General features: G+C 40.6%; 14 protein-coding genes and 2 pseudogenes. 11 read left to right on the top strand and 5 right to left on the bottom strand.

Annotated elements, in window-relative coordinates; genetic code table 11:
• The first annotated feature begins 162 nt into the window (after nucleotides 1-162).
• The 3 genes from AB6T38_RS16100 to AB6T38_RS16110 all read left to right on the top strand — a co-directional run bounded on the left by AB6T38_RS16100 (nucleotide 163) and on the right by AB6T38_RS16110 (nucleotide 2,626).
• Nucleotides 163-600 carry a hypothetical protein gene (locus tag AB6T38_RS16100; RefSeq protein ID WP_372548273.1) on the top strand — a complete coding sequence of 146 codons (438 nt, stop codon included), beginning with the start codon at nucleotides 163-165 and terminating at the stop codon, nucleotides 598-600.
• Nucleotides 584-1,162, top strand: a complete 579-nt coding sequence (locus AB6T38_RS16105) for a GNAT family N-acetyltransferase (RefSeq protein WP_372548274.1) — start codon at nucleotides 584-586, stop codon at nucleotides 1,160-1,162. Before AB6T38_RS16100 ends, AB6T38_RS16105 begins: the two co-directional genes overlap by 17 nt.
• Nucleotides 1,163-1,294: 132 nt before the next feature.
• On the top strand, nucleotides 1,295-2,626 hold the full coding sequence (locus AB6T38_RS16110; protein ID WP_372548275.1) for an NAD(P)/FAD-dependent oxidoreductase: 1,332 nt from the start codon (nucleotides 1,295-1,297) through the stop codon (nucleotides 2,624-2,626).
• 90 nt (nucleotides 2,627-2,716) lie between these two features.
• Here AB6T38_RS16110 and tyrS read toward each other — a convergent pair whose 3' ends face one another.
• The gene (gene tyrS, locus AB6T38_RS16115) at nucleotides 2,717-3,916 is read right to left on the bottom strand and encodes a tyrosine--tRNA ligase (RefSeq protein ID WP_372548277.1); all 1,200 of its coding nucleotides are present in this window, start codon (nucleotides 3,914-3,916) and stop codon (nucleotides 2,717-2,719) included.
• A gap of 210 nt (nucleotides 3,917-4,126) precedes the next feature.
• Between tyrS and AB6T38_RS16120 the strand changes: the two genes are divergently transcribed.
• Genes AB6T38_RS16120 through AB6T38_RS16130 form a run of 3 tightly spaced genes read left to right on the top strand, consistent with a single transcriptional unit; the run spans nucleotide 4,127 to nucleotide 7,053 of the window.
• A complete protein-coding gene (locus AB6T38_RS16120; RefSeq protein WP_372548278.1) occupies nucleotides 4,127-5,422 on the top strand; it encodes a peptidoglycan DD-metalloendopeptidase family protein in 1,296 nt (431 codons plus the stop codon).
• A gap of 13 nt (nucleotides 5,423-5,435) precedes the next feature.
• Nucleotides 5,436-6,548, top strand: a complete 1,113-nt coding sequence (locus AB6T38_RS16125) for an anhydro-N-acetylmuramic acid kinase (protein WP_372548279.1) — start codon at nucleotides 5,436-5,438, stop codon at nucleotides 6,546-6,548.
• 28 nt (nucleotides 6,549-6,576) lie between these two features.
• On the top strand, nucleotides 6,577-7,053 hold the full coding sequence (locus AB6T38_RS16130) for an Lrp/AsnC family transcriptional regulator (protein ID WP_372548280.1): 477 nt from the start codon (nucleotides 6,577-6,579) through the stop codon (nucleotides 7,051-7,053).
• Between the two features lie 44 nt (nucleotides 7,054-7,097).
• Here AB6T38_RS16130 and AB6T38_RS16135 read toward each other — a convergent pair.
• Nucleotides 7,098-8,887, bottom strand: a pseudogene (locus tag AB6T38_RS16135) (PLP-dependent aspartate aminotransferase family protein).
• A gap of 156 nt (nucleotides 8,888-9,043) precedes the next feature.
• On the opposite strand from AB6T38_RS16135, the gene AB6T38_RS16140 reads away from it, so the two are divergent.
• From AB6T38_RS16140 to AB6T38_RS16160, 5 genes are all read left to right on the top strand, one after another.
• Entirely contained in the window at nucleotides 9,044-9,355 is a 312-nt protein-coding gene (locus AB6T38_RS16140) for a hypothetical protein (protein WP_372548281.1), read from the top strand.
• A complete protein-coding gene (locus tag AB6T38_RS16145) occupies nucleotides 9,336-9,980 on the top strand; it encodes an NAD(P)-dependent oxidoreductase (RefSeq protein ID WP_372548282.1) in 645 nt (214 codons plus the stop codon). Before AB6T38_RS16140 ends, AB6T38_RS16145 begins: the two co-directional genes overlap by 20 nt.
• 170 nt (nucleotides 9,981-10,150) lie before the next feature.
• The gene (locus tag AB6T38_RS16150; protein ID WP_372548283.1) at nucleotides 10,151-11,137 is read left to right on the top strand and encodes a GGDEF domain-containing protein; all 987 of its coding nucleotides are present in this window, start codon (nucleotides 10,151-10,153) and stop codon (nucleotides 11,135-11,137) included.
• Nucleotides 11,138-11,226: 89 nt separating this feature from the next.
• Nucleotides 11,227-11,439, top strand: a complete 213-nt coding sequence (locus tag AB6T38_RS16155) for a hypothetical protein (protein ID WP_372548284.1) — start codon at nucleotides 11,227-11,229, stop codon at nucleotides 11,437-11,439.
• 323 nt (nucleotides 11,440-11,762) lie between these two features.
• Complete coding sequence (locus AB6T38_RS16160) at nucleotides 11,763-12,143, top strand: DUF2750 domain-containing protein (RefSeq protein ID WP_372548285.1); 381 nt, start codon at nucleotides 11,763-11,765, stop codon at nucleotides 12,141-12,143.
• Between the two features lie 101 nt (nucleotides 12,144-12,244).
• Here AB6T38_RS16160 and AB6T38_RS16165 read toward each other — a convergent pair whose 3' ends face one another.
• The 3 genes and pseudogenes from AB6T38_RS16165 to AB6T38_RS16175 all read right to left on the bottom strand — a co-directional run.
• Complete coding sequence (locus tag AB6T38_RS16165) at nucleotides 12,245-15,349, bottom strand: efflux RND transporter permease subunit (RefSeq protein WP_372548286.1); 3,105 nt, start codon at nucleotides 15,347-15,349, stop codon at nucleotides 12,245-12,247.
• Nucleotides 15,350-15,364: 15 nt separating this feature from the next.
• Complete coding sequence (locus AB6T38_RS16170; protein ID WP_372548287.1) at nucleotides 15,365-16,450, bottom strand: efflux RND transporter periplasmic adaptor subunit; 1,086 nt, start codon at nucleotides 16,448-16,450, stop codon at nucleotides 15,365-15,367.
• 445 nt (nucleotides 16,451-16,895) lie between these two features.
• Nucleotides 16,896-17,082 (bottom strand): annotated as a pseudogene (locus tag AB6T38_RS16175) (hypothetical protein); the annotation flags it as partial.
• Between the last annotated feature and the right edge of the window lie 16 nt (nucleotides 17,083-17,098).

The following is a 17,098-nucleotide window of genomic DNA, read 5'->3' on the forward strand; positions in this document are numbered from 1 at the left end:
TTTAACACAAAAACACACCGACTGACTGTTATTTGCAACACTCAATAACAGTCAGTTATAAACCAACTTTAGTCTAATTCCTTGCATCCCATATTTGAAAACTCTTGTTAAGTGCTATTATTAACATACTGAAATCTGAAACTTATAACCCAAAGAGAAATGATGACGGTATACTCAGGAAGAGATAGATATGCGAGTTACAGCTTATCCTACAAAGACAGGATATTAACCGGTGTTGTCACTGGCCCCATTGGAGTTCAATTAGCTACTCAGTACGATCGTGACCTGAGCAAAATTTTGGATTCCATACCAGATAAATATTTTGCATATGTCGGCGACTTTTCTGCGTGTCAGGCCTACACTGATGACGCAACTGGTGTCGTCCACCTAACTCATCAAAAGACAGAACAAGCGGGCTGCATAGTAGATGCTTATTGCATGGGAACCGCTTTATCAAGAGAACAAATTCGACGTATTCGCGAGGATGCTAATAATCCAACATCGTTGGACGATAGAATTTTTGATGATTATCAACAATGTGTCAGTTTCGTTCACTCAGTGTTAAAACAATTAGAGTCCACCAGTGAAACCAATCAATAACCATGAAATTCAATTTTGTTCCCTAGAACCCTGTCACTTCGAACGCGTTTTAGCATTAGGCAATCATGTTCATGGAGACAATTATCTCAATGAGGAAGGCTTAGAAAAACTCTTCACTCAATCCTTTCAAAATAACGTAAACGCAAGTTTCGTGTCTCTAAAAGGAGACAAAATAATTGGATTCAGACTAACAATAGCTGCAAACAATTGGCAACCCGATGAATGGTGTACACCACTTCAATGGAATACTCCTGCAGAGCAAGTTTGTTACTTCAAGTGCAATACCGTAGATAGCAACTACCGTGGGGCGGGTATTGGTTCGAAACTACTATCTTTATCCATTCAAAAAGCGCAAGAACAAGGGGCTTCGGCCGGTCTGGCACACATTTGGCTTGCAAGCCCAGGCAATAGCGCGTTTAGGTATTTTTCTAAATGTGGCGGAAAGTTAATTAAGCGGCATCCTGGAAAATGGCAATCTAGCTGTTTCGAAGATGGGTATATATGCCCAATTTGCAACGAATCCTGTGAATGCGTTGCCGCTGAGATGCTTTTAAATTTCTAGCACTTTTATTCTTGAGTTTGCTAACACGTAATAAAGAAGACAAATAATTTGATCTTAATGTACGTGTTCTCCCTAGTAATTTGAAACTCAATTTTTTGTAAGCGACACATGACAATAAGTATTTAATCAAATATGTATGATCCTATCGTTGAACCATATCCCAAATCTTATCAGCAATACCCAAATTCATATTGGGCTAACAGTATCGAAAAATTTCCAGAAACCACATCTTTAGTCAATGATATACAAGCAGATATTGCTATTATTGGCGCAGGGTATACAGGCCTTTCTTCCGCATATCACTTAGCTAAGAAATATGGTAAATCAGTGGTAGTAATTGATGCCAATGAGCCTGGTTGGGGATGCAGCGGTCGAAACGCGGGCTTTGTCTTGCCTGGCACAGGTCGCCTTTCTTTATTCGATATGGAAAATAAATGGGGGGAAGCCACAGCTCAAGGTGTTTTCCATGAATACATGACTTCCATTGACACTGTTAACGATCTTATCGAGCAGGGAAATATAGACTGTGACAAAACCGCTGGCGGCTACCTAAAGCTGGCTCACAAGAGAACCAAAGTTGAAACATTAAGGAAGCAGGCCGACAAATTAAGGGAACGTTATGGTGAGTCCGTTAAGTTTATTTGCAGCCAAGATGTCAGCAACTCATTTTTGAGAAGTGGCAACATGTATGGTGGTATCTATTTTGACAAAAGCTTTGCCGTTAACCCTATGAAATTAGTTTTAGGCTATTATGAAATGGCAAGTAAAGCCGGCGTTAAAGTATTCTCAAACTCGCCGGTCAAAAAATGGCAACAAAAATCTAATCATCATTGTTTGTATACTCAAAATGGTCGAGTAACCGCTGAAAAGGTGATTATTGCCACTAATGGATATACTGGCACTAAAATGCACAAGCTCGTTAATCATCGTCACTTCCCTGTACTATCTAGCATTATTGTAACTCGCCCGCTAACCGACTCTGAACTTAGCAGTATTGGTCTTAAAACTGGCTTGATGGCAATGGATACTCGCAGAATGAAATATTACTATCGACTGTTACCGGACAATAGAATTCTATTTGGAGGTCGTGGCGCTATTCAAGGTAAGAATGCCGATAAACCTATCATCAAAAAGCGCTTGTTAGACGGCCTGAAGAATACTTTCCCTGTGTTAAGTACAGTTGAGGTTGAGCATTTTTGGAGTGGCTGGGTGAGCGCCACTTACGACAATTATCCTCGAATCAATCACAGTGATGACAAAGGTATTTATTATTCAATGGGATATTGTGGTTCTGGACTGGCCTTTTCCACATTGGCTGGAAAACGTTTAGCTCAAAGTATTTGTGAACCTGAAAGTTTACCAGACTTGCCATTCTGGCAAAGCCAGCTTCCAAAGTTTCCATTTGCCCAATTTCGACGAGCTGGACTCGGCGCTTACTACGCTTTCGCTTCACTTAGAGATTAGAAAACTCAGCGCTCACTAGCTAACAACGACAATTATGTTTCTAGTGAGTGCCTAATTAGCGATTGCACCTAGCATTAAGGTAGATAAAATTTAATCTACGGTTACTTTCGCAAATTTGCGTTTACCTACCTGATAAACCCCTTCGCTATTGCGAGAGATCAATAAGCGCGTATCTTCAACTTTATTACCATCAATTTTAACAGCACCTTGTTTAATCATACGCATAGCTTCAGACGTAGAACCCACTAAGTTTGCTTCTTTTAATAGATTAGCGATGGGCATGCCTTCGCCTTCACCAGCTATTGTAACTTCGAGAATATCGTCCGGAATGGCATTTTTTTGGAATCGTTGGATAAAGTCTTGATGAGCTCCTTCGGCTGCTTCCTGAGAGTGAAAACGGGCTATAATTTCTTTCGCCAATTCAATCTTTATATCTCTCGGGTTAGCTCCCCCCTCAACAGACTCTTTCAATTGTGCAATGTCACTAAGGGGTCTAAAACTTAGCAAATCAAAATAACGCCACATGAGTTCATCGGAAATAGACATAATTTTGCCAAACATATCGTTAGGTGTATCAGTTATGCCAATATAATTACCTAATGATTTCGACATCTTTTGTACGCCATCCAAACCTTCAAGTAGTGGCATCATTAACACAGTCTGTTGTGACTGACCTTCAGATTTTTGTAGCTCGCGTCCCATCAACAAATTAAATCGCTGGTCGGTCCCACCCAGTTCTACGTCAGATTGCAATGCCACTGAATCCCAGCCTTGTACTAGAGGATACAGAAATTCATGAATTGCGATAGGTTGGCCATTGTTATAACGCTTTTTGAAGTCGTCTCTTTCTAGCATGCGAGCGACAGTTTGTCTTGCGGCCAACTTAATTAAACCCGCTGCACCTAATTTATCCATCCACTCTGAATTAAACCGTACGGTGGTTTTCTCAGGGTCGAGAATTTTAAACACTTGCTCTTTATAGGTTTCAGCGTTAGCGATAATTTCTTCTCGACTCAGCGGTTTTCTAGTTACATTCTTACCAGTTGGATCACCGATCATGCCGGTAAAGTCACCGATTAAGAAAATAATCTCATGACCGAACTCCTGAAACGTTCGAAGTTTATTGATTAAGACGGTGTGGCCTAGATGCAAATCGGGTGCAGTAGGATCAAAGCCAGCTTTAATTTTTAGAGGTTTGCCCTCTTTTAACTTGGCAATGAGTTCTTCTTCGATCAAAATTTCGTCCGCTCCGCGCTTAATCTCACGAATTGCGTCCTGCCAATTTGTCATTTTGCTACCTCAATTTTAACACATTAGTTTTTATCAGCCGCGCATTTTACCCATGCAGAGTCGATAGTGAAAGGAATTCTGTATATTTTTATATAATCATGTATCCTGTAACATGCTCATATAACTGGTTATTTTTCGACCTCAAACTAGAAAAGTAACTAAAATCGTTATATTCTCAACTTAGCTAACTAATTAGAGACATTCGTTACAGTGGTACAAAGAACTTTAAAACGCTTACCAACCAAACACAAAGCCTTATTATCTGGCTTTGCGTTATTCTTCTTACTCTTGTTATTCATCCCGACTGAATCTGCTAAAGCATCCAAAAACAGTCAAATTTTAGAAGTGGGTAAACGCTACGACGTACCACTTATCGTAAATACCCCAAAACAATTAGCACAAGCTTTAGATGATGAGCCTTTGCAATGGCAAACATTTAAAGTGACTAAAGGCGACACCTTAGCAAAAATTTTTAAACGAGCTAAACTGACCCCTCAAGAAACCTATTATGTAAGTAATGCTGGCAAAGACGCGAAAAGACTACTGAAAATGCGCCCCGGTCAAAGTTTGCAACTATTAATCGACGATCAAGGAAAACTTGAATCTTTAAGCTACGAGCTATCTGCTACGCAAACCTTACATATTAAACGTCAAGAAGCGAATAGCTTTGCAAGTAGCATTGAGAGTAAACAGCTGGACACACGTTTAAATTATGCCCAGGGTGAAATAAAAAATAACTTTTGGAATGCCGCAGTAAAAGCCAATTTATCAGAAAAACATATTATGAGTTTAGCTGGTATTTTTGGTTGGGATATCGACTTCGCTTTAGGCTTGCGTGAAGGTGATAGCTTTAACGTGGTATTTGAAGAACATTTTGTCGACGGTGAATATGTTGAAAGCGGAAAAATAGTCGCTGCAGAATTTATCAATCAGGGTGAAGCGTTCACTGCCATATTATATGACGATGGTAACTACTACACACCTGAAGGACGAAGTATGCGCAAGAGCTTTTTGCGTGCCCCAGTCAATTTTAAATACATAAGCTCAAGTTTTAAGAAACGACGATTCCATCCCGTTCAGAAACGCTGGAAAGCCCACAGGGGTGTTGATTATGCCGCTAACAAAGGTACGCCAGTCATTGCCGCAGGTGACGGTAAAGTGATTCGTTCGACCTATGACAAATACAATGGCAACCACGTGTTTATTCAGCACGGTGAAAAATATGTGACCAAATACTTGCACTTCACCAAACGAGCCGTAAAAAAAGGGCAAACAGTAAAACAAGGACAGCTAATTGGTTACGTAGGTTCTACTGGATTAGCTTCAGGCCCACATTTACATTATGAATTTTTGGTGAACGGAGTACACAGAAATCCGCGTACTGTGACCTTACCTAAAGCGCAGCCAATTGCAAAATCGAAAGCGGCGCAATTTGCAAAGATTGCAGAAAAACGAGTGAGTCAACTTAACAACACAAAACGAATTATGCTTGCAATAAACCGTTAGAATTAGGAGCATTATGTCAAACCTTTACGTAGGCTTGATGTCTGGCACCAGTATGGATGGTGTTGATGTAGCGCTAGTAGACTTTTCCAAAATTAAACCCACTATCATAGATAGTAAAACCTATGACTACCCTCCTGAATTAGTGCGCACATTAAACTCATTGTGCGCCAGTGCTACCAATGAAGTAGTGGCTATGGGACAGGCTGACCGCCAAGTTGCAGAAGCGTTTGCCCATGCAGTCAATGATATTATGTTAAAAAACGAAATACCAGCCTCCAAAATCGCAGCAATTGGTTCTCACGGACAAACCATTCGACATCATCCAAGTGGTAATAATGGATTTACCCTCCAAATTGGCGATCCGAATAGTATAGCCGTATTGACGGGCATCGATGTTATTGCTGACTTTAGACGCAAAGACATTGCATTGGGCGGCCAAGGAGCGCCTTTAACACCTGCATTTCATCAAGCTGTATTTCGTCATTATCTTCATTCGAGGGTCATTCTCAATATTGGTGGCATTGCGAATATTACTCATATTCCCAGTGATGCTAAGCAACCTGTAGTAGGATTTGATACCGGACCTGGCAATACTTTAATGGATGCATGGTGCAAAAAACACTTGAATCAGGCTTATGATGCTAATGGATCTTGGGCAGCAAAAGGAAGTCACGACGCTCAACTTTTGCAGAAATTACTCAATGAGCCATTTTTTGCTTTACCCGCGCCGAAAAGTACCGGCAGAGAATTATTCCACTTGCAGTGGTTAGAGCAACACCTTGCTGACTACGCTAAAAATGTATCCAGTGAATGTGTACAAGCCACCCTTGCCATGCTGACAGCCTGTTCTATTGCACAACAAGTTAATCAGCTTCAAGGCGTTGAAGAAGTCTTCGTTTGTGGTGGTGGAGCAAAGAATGACTTCTTAATGGAGTGCATAGAAAACGAATTAGTTGAAACTGATCTATATACAACAGACGATTTAGGCATCTCAGCCGATAGTGTTGAAGCGGTGGCGTTTGCTTGGCTAGCATATGCCTTCAATCAAGACATGCCAGGGAATTTACCTTCGGTTACCGGAGCTAGTCGTCCAGCTGTTTTAGGCGGCTATTTTCCTGCCCATTAACAACTCTCAACTAAGTTGAAGATATAAAGTGAAAAGCCCAAAACGAATTTTAGATAAAATAGACTTAGACATTTTGGCTGCCATGTACGCGGATCCTAGTTTAACCAATAAAGACATCGCCATGAAAGTTAATTTAGCACCGTCTTCAAGTTTGGAAAGGATTAAAAAGTTACAGGCAGATGGCATTATCGAAACCTTGAATATGCAAGTTAACTTAAATGCTCTTGGTGGACATATTCAAGCAATGATTTCGGTGCGTTTGAAAGATCATAACCGTGCTACCGTGGATAACTTCCAAAAATCTCTGCTCCCAATGCCTGAAGTGTTAAATGTATTTCATCTGGGAGGAGAAAATGATTTTTTTGTGCATGTCACTGTTGCAGACTCCACTCACCTTAGAGACTTCATATTTAACGCGATTACCGCAAGACAAGAGGTGAGTCATGTGGAAACCGCTTTGGTATACGAACACCAAGTCAGCCAAACCTTGCCTAATTTTACATAGGGAAAGGTAAAACCACCTTTAACCATACCTCTCCCTAACTGCCATTATTGATCAATTAACGCCTGTATTTTGGGTCCTGAAGCGTAGTGTTGTTGGCACACTTTAGTTGTTATTTGCATATACAATTCATCGATTTTATCTGCGCTCATAAATTGCTGACTAAAATTAGCCACACTAGGATCAATGTGCAATTTAGCACTATTTATCATATGCGCAATAAGCGCTTTTACATTATCGGTTCCCATGGCAATGCGCATGGTTGTGAGATGAATTCCGCCTTTTTTCTGCTCCTTTGCAGATAACTCCGAATGAGAGGTCAATGCTGGACACAGAATAATAGTGTTGTTTTGGCCAATACTTACCTGATGGCTAAAAGCTGGCTCAAGTGCATCGAAGAAGCGCACAAATACTTCTCTACTCAAGCCTGCTTTTTCAAGATCAATAGTAAATAGTGCACATGGCCAACCGTGACGCATTTGCTCTTCACGTAATGCAGCATTGGGATGATCTGGTAAAGCATGGCTATTGACATTAAATAACGGGTGAGTGGCTAAAAACTGACTAAATACTTGAGTATTGATTACCTTATTCATGATTCTTTGCTCTAAGGTTTTCATACCACTTAATACATCAAAGGCTTTTTCCGAGTCTAGAAACGCACCTTTAATATAATACACGTCCCAAAACATCGTTTGAGACCAGTCAAATCCATCGACGCTACTACCTTTGGGTTGAAACATGCGATAGCCTTCGCCAATCACAACTCCGGCGGTAGTTGCTCCTGTTCCACATATATCTTTAGTATAACTGTGCACAACATAATCGGGTCGTTTACTTTTGTCTTTTTGTTGAAGGGGTTGGTGTAAAATGGGCGTCGCCAAGGTTGCATCTAGCATTACTAAATGATTATTTTGATGAGCTATTTCACATATGCCAGCAACATCTAATATCAGACCATGGGGGTTACAGGGTGATTCCAAATAAACGTGTAAATTATGCTTTTCTAGTCTGAGCTTATGGTTACATTTCACCTGCTCAATAAACATAGAAAATTCTTCTGCACTATATCCATCAAACCACTCAAGCTGAATATCAAGTCTATTTTCACGGGCAAAATAGTCATGTAGCAGTTGATAAACCCCGCCGTAAACGTTGCGTGAAACAACTAAAATATCCGAATGAGAAAGGACATTGGAAAGCAGTGCGTCTATAGCTGCCATTCCAGAATTGAAATTCCACGCTAGATAGTCTGCTGAATACGGACCCGCTTCTAAATCAACAATGGCATTAGCTAATGAAATATTGGTAGGATTAAGTAACCTTGAATATATTTGATGGGTAAACTCTTTGCCATGAAAAGCATCATCCACCCATTCTGTACAAGCATAAACATAAGTCGCAGTACGAACGATTACCGGCGTGGCTGAAAATAGTGCCGGAATATTATCGAACAATGGGTAATGGCTTTTAGAAACTTGCGAACCAGATTGGGGAGTCATGCTCTGATAAGTCGCCCTAAAAGGGTTTTGTAGCGTATCAAGTATTTTAGCTATTTGAAATGATAGAAACTTTTTAGCATTAAAATAAGCCAACTTATCTTCTTTGCTTAAACCGTCTAAGGTCTCACTGGTTATGGTCCAAAGATTATTGACATCAATTTGCGCTAAGTAAAGATGTTTGGCGACGGCAAACAATGCTTTACCATAGTCTGAATTGGGCTTTATACCAAAATGCGCTAATTGCTCATAGGCAAGTTCATCAATACTGAGGCTTCACTGGTGTTACGTCTTGGAGAAAGTAATTTGGCTTGTTTTGCTTGCTGCTCACTATTCATAAGATTACCTTTTATAATACAACTTACCAAGCTGTTATTTATTTCTTATTTATGAATAATAGGTAATTATATAAGGCAAAATAAACACAAATCCAAATATAATTTTGAATGGATTGCATATAAATAGGAAAGTTAAGTTTACTATAGGACGACAAAATGACTGATATATTGATCTGTAGCCGAGATGCAATGGATTATGTAGAACAAATTGAACTGGCCAAAATAACCAATCTTAGCCTGCAAATTTGTCCAAAAGACCCCAACTTAATTACCAATGGCCACAGGGTTAACATTATATTAGGCGAACCTGAACTATGTATCGCAGCACTTCCCTATTGTCCAAATGTACAATGGGTTCAGTCGACTTGGGCTGGAATTAAACCTTTTATCGATAAAGCCCCCCAAACCTTTGAATTAACTGGTATAAAAAATGTTTTTGGTTTCGCAGATGCGAGAATATGTATTTAGTTATTTGTTGTATTTTTCGCGAAAAATTCAAACCTTCAAAGAATTGCAATCGACTCAGGCTTGGTCTCAACCAAACTGTAATTCGTTACAGGGAAAAACCATTGGCATTCTTGGAATGGGCTCGATTGGAGTGGAAGTCGCCAAAACAGCAAAGCACTTCGGAATGGAAGTCATTGGAATCGCTCAAACCCCTCGTTCCCTTGATTGTGTTGATGAATTTTATTCACTTAAACATCTGAAAAACTTTGCCCATCGCTTGGATTACTTAGTTGTATTGCTGCCGCATACCAACAAAACTGAAAATATAATCAACCAAGAGTGTTTGACTTCACTTAATCCCCAGTGCATTTTAATTAACGCTGGCAGAGGGCAAGTTGTTGATGAAAATGCGTTGTATGATGCTCTTACGCAAAATCAGATACAGGCTGCGGTTCTAGACGTATTTACTGAAGAGCCATTGCCAAAAGAACATTTATTTTGGCAGCTGAACAACCTGTATATCACTCAGCATACCGCAGCAATCTCTCAACCGAAGGAAATTTCTAGAGTTTTTCTACAAAATTTGCATTTATTTTTAACCCAGCAAAAGCTCCAAAATATAGTGGAATGGAATAAAGGTTATTAATGGCATATTTAATTGCCCATACATACACCTTTACCCTTATCGATAGTTATTAAAGTTAATTAATATAGTGTAAATAATCATAAGTAGTCGTCTGATACTTTGTTATGCTGTATTAAATTTAAGCAAATAATCTTTAAATGGGTTAAGCATTACGGAGGATGCAATAAATTATGATTACGCATTCGGCCCCCATTAAAAAGCGTAGTGCTGAAGAAAGCATTATTCTGACACTTAGTGGCGCAAGTTCCATCGGCGTACTGCCCTTTGCCATCTATCGAATAATGGAATCAGATTGGGCTATCGCTTGCTTAGATTTATTTGCGGTTTTCGCTTTGGGCTCTCTTTTTGTTTATGTCTATCGAACCCATACAACCCAGTTACCTGGCCGTATCCTCGCCTTTGTATCCATGTTTGTTGTTTTTGTGACGGTTTTGCTCAAAGGTATTAGCCAATTGATGTGGATATTTCCGGCTCTCACCGCGGTGTTTTTTTTATTACCCGCCAACATGGCAGCTATTTACAGCATCTTAATTCTACTCTCCATTGGCTATGTTCTTCGCGAGCAACTTACTATATTTTTAGCCTTAGAATTCTATGTTACAGCCATAGCGACATTGCTATTTAGCTATGCATTTTCAGATAGAATGCGTAAACAGCAGCAACAATTAACAGAGTTAGCGACTTGCGATCCCTTAACAGGTGCTGGCAACAGACGAGCTATGGAGCAAAAATTGCTGGAAGTCATTGCTTTTCAAAGAAGAGAGCAAAGTTTGCCTGTATCCTTAATATTGATGGATTTAGATAACTTTAAAAAGGTTAATGATGCTTATGGCCATGCTAAAGGTGATGATATTTTAAGGGTATTTGTAGAGACCATCGAAAAGCGTATTCGCTCGACCGACAAACTATATCGTTTTGGCGGAGAAGAGTTCGTCATTATTGCCGACAACACGCCCCTAAAAGAAGCGATGAAATTAGCGGAAGAATTCCGTTTTTCCATTGAAAATGAAGGCTGGTTGGCAAAGCATAACATCACTATATCGGTTGGAACCGCTAAATATGCTCCCCATGAAACCGCCTTCGAATGGCTTGGTCGTGCAGACCGTGCAATGTATCAAGCGAAAAAATTAGGCCGCAATAATTGCTGTGTTGCCTAAAATTAATCTACCCAAAAGTGTTATTCTAAGGGAAAAATTATGGCATATTCCCCTTCTCAACTTTTATTCGTCGTAACTAAGTAACTCAGATGACCCAACCGCCAGACAACAAGCCCAACTTCGTCACTAAATATTTCAATAAAATAGAATTATTTGGCTGGCTGTTATGTGCATCGTCAATGCTCACAATCGTATTTGCTAAAGAGCTCAACCCGCAAATAATGCCATTTGCTTGGTTAGGAGCGATTGTTGGTGCAGGTATAATAGGTTGGGGAGCAGGACAAAAACATAAACGAAAATAATTGTCCAAAGCCAAGTGATAGTTAGTGCCCACTATCAACAAGCTGACATGAATAATTGCCACAGTGGTGAAATCCTAGTCATTTAACCTTGCATCACTGCGCTAGATTATCCGCAACACCCACCTCATTACCTAATAGTAGCTGCGAGATAGGCGCATAATTCCACGCCTAAATGCTAGTATCAGTGTGGGTTTTAGTGATATAAGTCTTTGCATATTCGTAGTGCTATTTAATCCATTGATTCAGTTTAACCTGTTTTAATTTTTTACTATCAATTTGGATTTTTCTTGTAGCTAACTTATGCCTTAAAAAAGGAAAAATTTATGCCTTCGCAATTTCACGATGTTATTCAAATGTCCCCAGAAAAACGCCATGCCTATCTATTAACTCAGGCAACGATTAATCAAAAAATTTGGATCCTCACTGACGAGCATGGTTGCGTCATGTTAAATAGTGAAGATGAAGACTGTGTTCCCGTTTGGCCGTCAGAAGAGTTTGCTAAATATTGGGCTACCGGAGATTGGGCCGATTGCACACCTAAAGCAATTACCTTGTCAGACTGGTTTGATCGCTGGACCAGAGGATTAGAGGGAGATGGAGTCAATATTGCGGTATTCCCCAATCCAGATGAAGAAGGAATTGTGGTTTTTCCTGACGTATTCGACAGTGAACTCAAAGAAAGAAACCAGTCTAAATTAAACTAAAAGCATTTTAGCTCAAACCTACTTTAAAAGTGAGGTCTTACACCTCACTTTACCTGCTCTAAAGCACGATATTCCCGCGATTCAAGATAACTTTTTCGAATTTAGTTCTGGGGTTTGCTAGAAGATAACCGAAGATTATCTTTAAACGCCAACATACATGGAGTCAACACTAAAGTAAGTACAGTAGCAAAAGCCAATCCACCAGCAACAGCAGTAGCCAACTGAGACCAGTATTCAGTAGAAGGCCCACCAATATCAACATTGCGGCCGATAAAATCTATATTAACCCCTATCACCATAGGTAATAAACCTAAGATAGTTGTTACTGTAGTCATCATTACCGGTCTTAAACGTTGTGCCCCTGTACGCAATATAGCTTCGGTGGTTTTCAGCCCTTCGCTTTTCAATATATTGTAAGTATCAATGAGTACAATATTATTATTCACCACTATACCAGCCAGCGCGATAACACCCACACCAGACATCACAATTCCAAAAGGTTTTTGGAATAGGAGCAGGCCCAACACTACACCAACAATTGAAAATATAACTGCGCTTAAAATTAAAAACGCCTGATAGAAACTATTAAACTGAGTTACCAGGATAATAGCCATTACAAACAAAGCTATCAAAAAAGCGTTCATCAAAAAGGCTTGAGATTCATCTTGTTGCTCATTTTGACCTTTAATGGTTATCTCGACTCTAGGATCTAAATTCAGCGTAGGTAACTGCTCTCGCAGTTCAGGCAGGGCAATACTTAATAACTCACCCGGCACCATATTGGCTTCAACCCGCAGTACTCGTTTACTATCAACGTGGCGTATTAAGTCGGTTTTCAAGCGCGCAGTGCGCTCAACAAAATTACTAATGGGGACTAGACCATTTGCCGTTTTAAGTCTTAATTCATCGAGTTTTCCAATGTATCTGTCAGTGCGGGGAAACCTGACACGAATATCTAATTCATCGTCGACGTCATCGGGTCGATACTCACCAATTCGTAAACCTGTCGTCACAAATTGCACCGTATTTCCTACCAAGGTTGCATCCGCCCCAAATCGGGCAGCATCACTTCTATTTACCTTTAATTGCCACTCAATACCAGGTTTTGCAGTGGTGTCGCCAATGGATGTAAATTTATCATTTGCATCTAAGGCTTTACGGATTGTGACTGCCGCATCATTGAGTAACTCAGGAAACCGAGAGGAAATTTCGATTTGTAAATCTTTACCTGATTGCGGCCCTTCTTGATCAGGAGCAACTTCCATATCAAGTCCAGCCATATCGCCAATGCGGCTTTGAACTTCTTTCAATATCTCATCAGAATGTACTCGCAAATGCCAATCAACTAAGTTCAACCTAAGGGTACCAATTTGATCTTGCCCACCTGAGCGTGAATACAAGGTTTCGATTTCTGGCATATCAATTAATTTTGCTTCCACTTCTTTGATAATACTGTCTTTTTCGTAAACCGAATAATCGCCAATGGAACGCACGGTGATATTCACGCCTTGGCTATCCGCTTTTGGAAAAAACTCCACACCTAAACCCGAGGATGCATAAAGAATAAAAGTGACTACCGCAAAGGCAACCGCAATTAATACGCTTTTTAGGGGGTGAGCGATAGCTACTGAAAGGAAACGAATATAACGACCGGTGTAACCTTCGAGGGTATTAATGTCACCATTTTCTGCTTGCTCAAGTTGCTGTCTAGTTTTGCTACTGATGTATCTTGGTTTACCAAAAGCCGCCCCTAAAGTAGGAACAAATACCAATGCCATCAGCAATGACGCGGTTAAAACAGCAATCAAGGTGAAAGGTAAGTACTTCATAAATTCACCCATAACGCCCGGCCAAAACATTAAGGGCGCAAATGCAGCCAAAGTGGTAGCTGTAGAGGCGGTTATCGGCCACGCCATGCGCAGCGCAGCACTTTTATAAGCCGTTTTTTTATCCTGGCCTTCACTCATACACCTATCGGCATATTCGGTTACAACTATGGCACCATCTACTAACATGCCCACGGCCATAATCAGCGAAAATAACACAACCATATTCAAGGTATAACCGAACAGAGAAATGACTAAAATTCCGGTGAGAAATGAACCCGGTATAGATACTCCAACAAGGATCGCTGTTCTCACCCCCAATATAGCAACGATGACAATCGCCACTAAAACGATGGCACTGGTGACATTATTCTGTAAATCACCCAGCATCATATTGATGTTGATTGACTGGTCACCTGTGTAGGTTACCGACACACTGTTGGGCCAAACTGAAGACTTTTGAGCTTGTTCAACAAATGCTTTAACCTTTTCTACGGTAATCAGCAAGTTCTCACCGGGGCGCTTTTTGACTTCCACCGACACTGAAGGGTGGGAATTTAAGCGCGCAAAACCTGACGGATCTTTATAGGAACGGCGCACCTGGGCCACATCCTCAAAGGTAACGACTCTGTCACCATCCACCTTAATGGGTTGCTCTAATACATCCTTAACACTTTCGAATACGGAAGGAACTTTCACTGCAAAACTGCCAACACCAGTATCCATAGTCCCTGCAGGAACCAAGCGATTATTACGCGATAAGAGCGTTAAGATTTCAGTTTGATCAAGGCCGTATGACTCTAATAACAAGGGATCGACAATAATCTCGACTAAATCTTCGCGATCACCACCGATGTCGACCTCGAGCACTTCAGATATGCCTTCGAGTCCATTTTGCAACTCACGGGCAGTCGTTATTAACGCTCTTTCCGACACTGGACCAGATAGCACCACGGTTAACACAGCCTGTTGACCTGCCATGGTAATTTCATGAATCGTTGGCTCTTCAGTCTCATCGGGTAATTTAGCCCGCGCGACAGTGACCTTATCACGAACGTCCGCTAGGGCTTCTTTGGAGTCAAAACCAGCAACAAATTCCATGGTGATACTGGCAAAGCCCTCACCAGCGGTGGCTTTCATTTCTTTTAGACCGTCAATGGATCGCAACTCCCTTTCCATCGGCTTAACAAGCATGCGTTCAGCATCTTCAGGGGCGATACCATCGTGGACGATTGAAACGTAGATAAATGGAATCGGCACATCTGGATTCGATTCTTTCGGAATATTTAAATAAGTGACTGCACCAGAAACTAACAATAATACAAAGATCATTAGTACGGTGCGCGTATGGTCAATTGAGGCGGTTATGATATTTTTCATGGGAAATTAGTACTGCTACTTTTCAGATGTCACGTCATCGACGATTTCAACTTTATCACCATCACGGACAAACCCTTGCCCGCGAGTAATAATGCGCGCTTGTTCGCCTATCCCTGATAACCAGACCCCTTGACTGTCACTCTTTACAATATCAATGGGCACAAACCTAACGATGTCACCTTCAACTATTTTGACACCTAGGTTACCTTCTTCATCCAAGGCCATTACCGCAGGAGTAATTTTAATTGCACGCTCTTGTTGCAGGGGAATATTTAATTCAGTACTCATTCCAGCCAACAACGTCCCTTCGGGGTTAGCCACTGCCACTTCCAGATTAAAGGTATTCGTGCCTTGATTAGAAATACTGGAGATATATCGAATTTTGCCAGTAAGGGTTTGCCCAGTAGTCAGTCGGCCATTCGCCTGTTGACCAAGGTGAATCTTTTGAATCCAGTTTTCCGTTACATCGGCAGAAATAATGAGAGGATCTAAATCCACTACGGTAGCAATGGTATCGCCGTCTCTCAGTAAATCGCCAATTTCCACTTCACGGCTGTTTAGTACACCATCGAAAGGCGCAATTATGGTTGTTTTAGTGATAGCCAACTCTAAGCGTTCAATTTCAGCTTTTGCTAGCTCAACATTGGCTTCAGCTTGGGCTAAAGCTGATTGTGATTGAAAGCCCTTTTTCCCTAAAGATTCGGCTGCGTCTAATTCAATTTCACGCTGTTTAAGAATCGATTTTGCAGATCGCAACAAGGCATTCAAATCATTTCCATCCATGCGCAAAATCTTTTGTCCTTGTTTGACAGCTTGCCCTTCCTGAACAAAGATATCCACTACCTGACCTTTAACTTCAGAGCGCAGTGTTGCTACACGATCAGGCTCTGTACGTCCATAGATGCTAACTTCTCGGCTAACTTGCTCGGCATATAGGGTGTCTACCTTCACTTTGGTTAGAACTTCTTCAAGCTGTGCTTTTTTGCCTTCATCCTGCTGTGCAGAAAGGTGCCCTGAAGCAATCCATAAGCATAAAAGTATGAAAATAAACAACGCTATCCACGCCGGTTGGCGCCGAATTTTAGTTAGCAGATTTGACATTCTACCTCCTTGTTCAATGGCGCTAACGTTACTACTCTGAAAAAGATACTACCAATTATAAATCGTTTCGAAATATGTACGAAATCAACACCCATTGTTTTAACTCAGTTTTTTCAACTAATTGGCTTTTTACGTTTCGCAAATAATAAAAGTTCTAAAACACACTTAAACTGAGATGGACTAAAGTTTTATTCGACCTAATAGCATTGCCTGCCTGTAAAAAACAAAAAAGCCCCGATGCATAAGCATTGGGGCTTAACAATAAAAATTAGCTACTAACTTAAAATATCAAAACTATCGGTATCCATTACTTTAGTCCATGCGCTAATGATCATTCACAAACTTCTCGTTGCTGTCCACTTCACGGCATTGGTTTGACGATCACAGATGTCATATGTATTTTTACCACTTGGCTGCCACGTATAATTCATGTCGATCATTAACGCATATCTTTTCTAAGGGCTTCAACATCAAGGTTTTTAACGGCTTCCCTATAATCAAACTCTTCCCCTAAAGGATTCGTTTTATAGTCATGCTGATGTAAAATATTTAGGTTTAGGCCACCACTCCAATACTGACATTTTGCTCTCTGTTGCTCCACCATGCATTACTGGGCATTTGTTTTTTGACATATCTAACTTCCCAACT

It is taken from the genome of Aliiglaciecola sp. SL4 (genome assembly GCF_041538045.1).
GTDB lineage: Bacteria > Pseudomonadota > Gammaproteobacteria > Enterobacterales > Alteromonadaceae > Aliiglaciecola.

What these genes read in the sequence shown, in the direction of transcription:
- AB6T38_RS16165 (WP_372548286.1), bottom strand. Translation starts at nt 15,349, where the DNA reads ATGAAAAATATCATAACCGCCTCAATTGACCATACGCGCACCGTACTA.
- AB6T38_RS16150 (WP_372548283.1), top strand. Translation starts at nt 10,151, where the DNA reads ATGATTACGCATTCGGCCCCCATTAAAAAGCGTAGTGCTGAAGAAAGC.
- AB6T38_RS16140 (WP_372548281.1), top strand. Translation starts at nt 9,044, where the DNA reads ATGACTGATATATTGATCTGTAGCCGAGATGCAATGGATTATGTAGAA.
- AB6T38_RS16125 (WP_372548279.1), top strand. Translation starts at nt 5,436, where the DNA reads ATGTCAAACCTTTACGTAGGCTTGATGTCTGGCACCAGTATGGATGGT.
- AB6T38_RS16170 (WP_372548287.1), bottom strand. Translation starts at nt 16,450, where the DNA reads ATGTCAAATCTGCTAACTAAAATTCGGCGCCAACCGGCGTGGATAGCG.
- AB6T38_RS16145 (WP_372548282.1), top strand. Translation starts at nt 9,336, where the DNA reads ATGCGAGAATATGTATTTAGTTATTTGTTGTATTTTTCGCGAAAAATT.
- AB6T38_RS16110 (WP_372548275.1), top strand. Translation starts at nt 1,295, where the DNA reads ATGTATGATCCTATCGTTGAACCATATCCCAAATCTTATCAGCAATAC.
- AB6T38_RS16160 (WP_372548285.1), top strand. Translation starts at nt 11,763, where the DNA reads ATGCCTTCGCAATTTCACGATGTTATTCAAATGTCCCCAGAAAAACGC.
- AB6T38_RS16100 (WP_372548273.1), top strand. Translation starts at nt 163, where the DNA reads ATGACGGTATACTCAGGAAGAGATAGATATGCGAGTTACAGCTTATCC.
- tyrS (WP_372548277.1), bottom strand. Translation starts at nt 3,916, where the DNA reads ATGACAAATTGGCAGGACGCAATTCGTGAGATTAAGCGCGGAGCGGAC.
- AB6T38_RS16155 (WP_372548284.1), top strand. Translation starts at nt 11,227, where the DNA reads ATGACCCAACCGCCAGACAACAAGCCCAACTTCGTCACTAAATATTTC.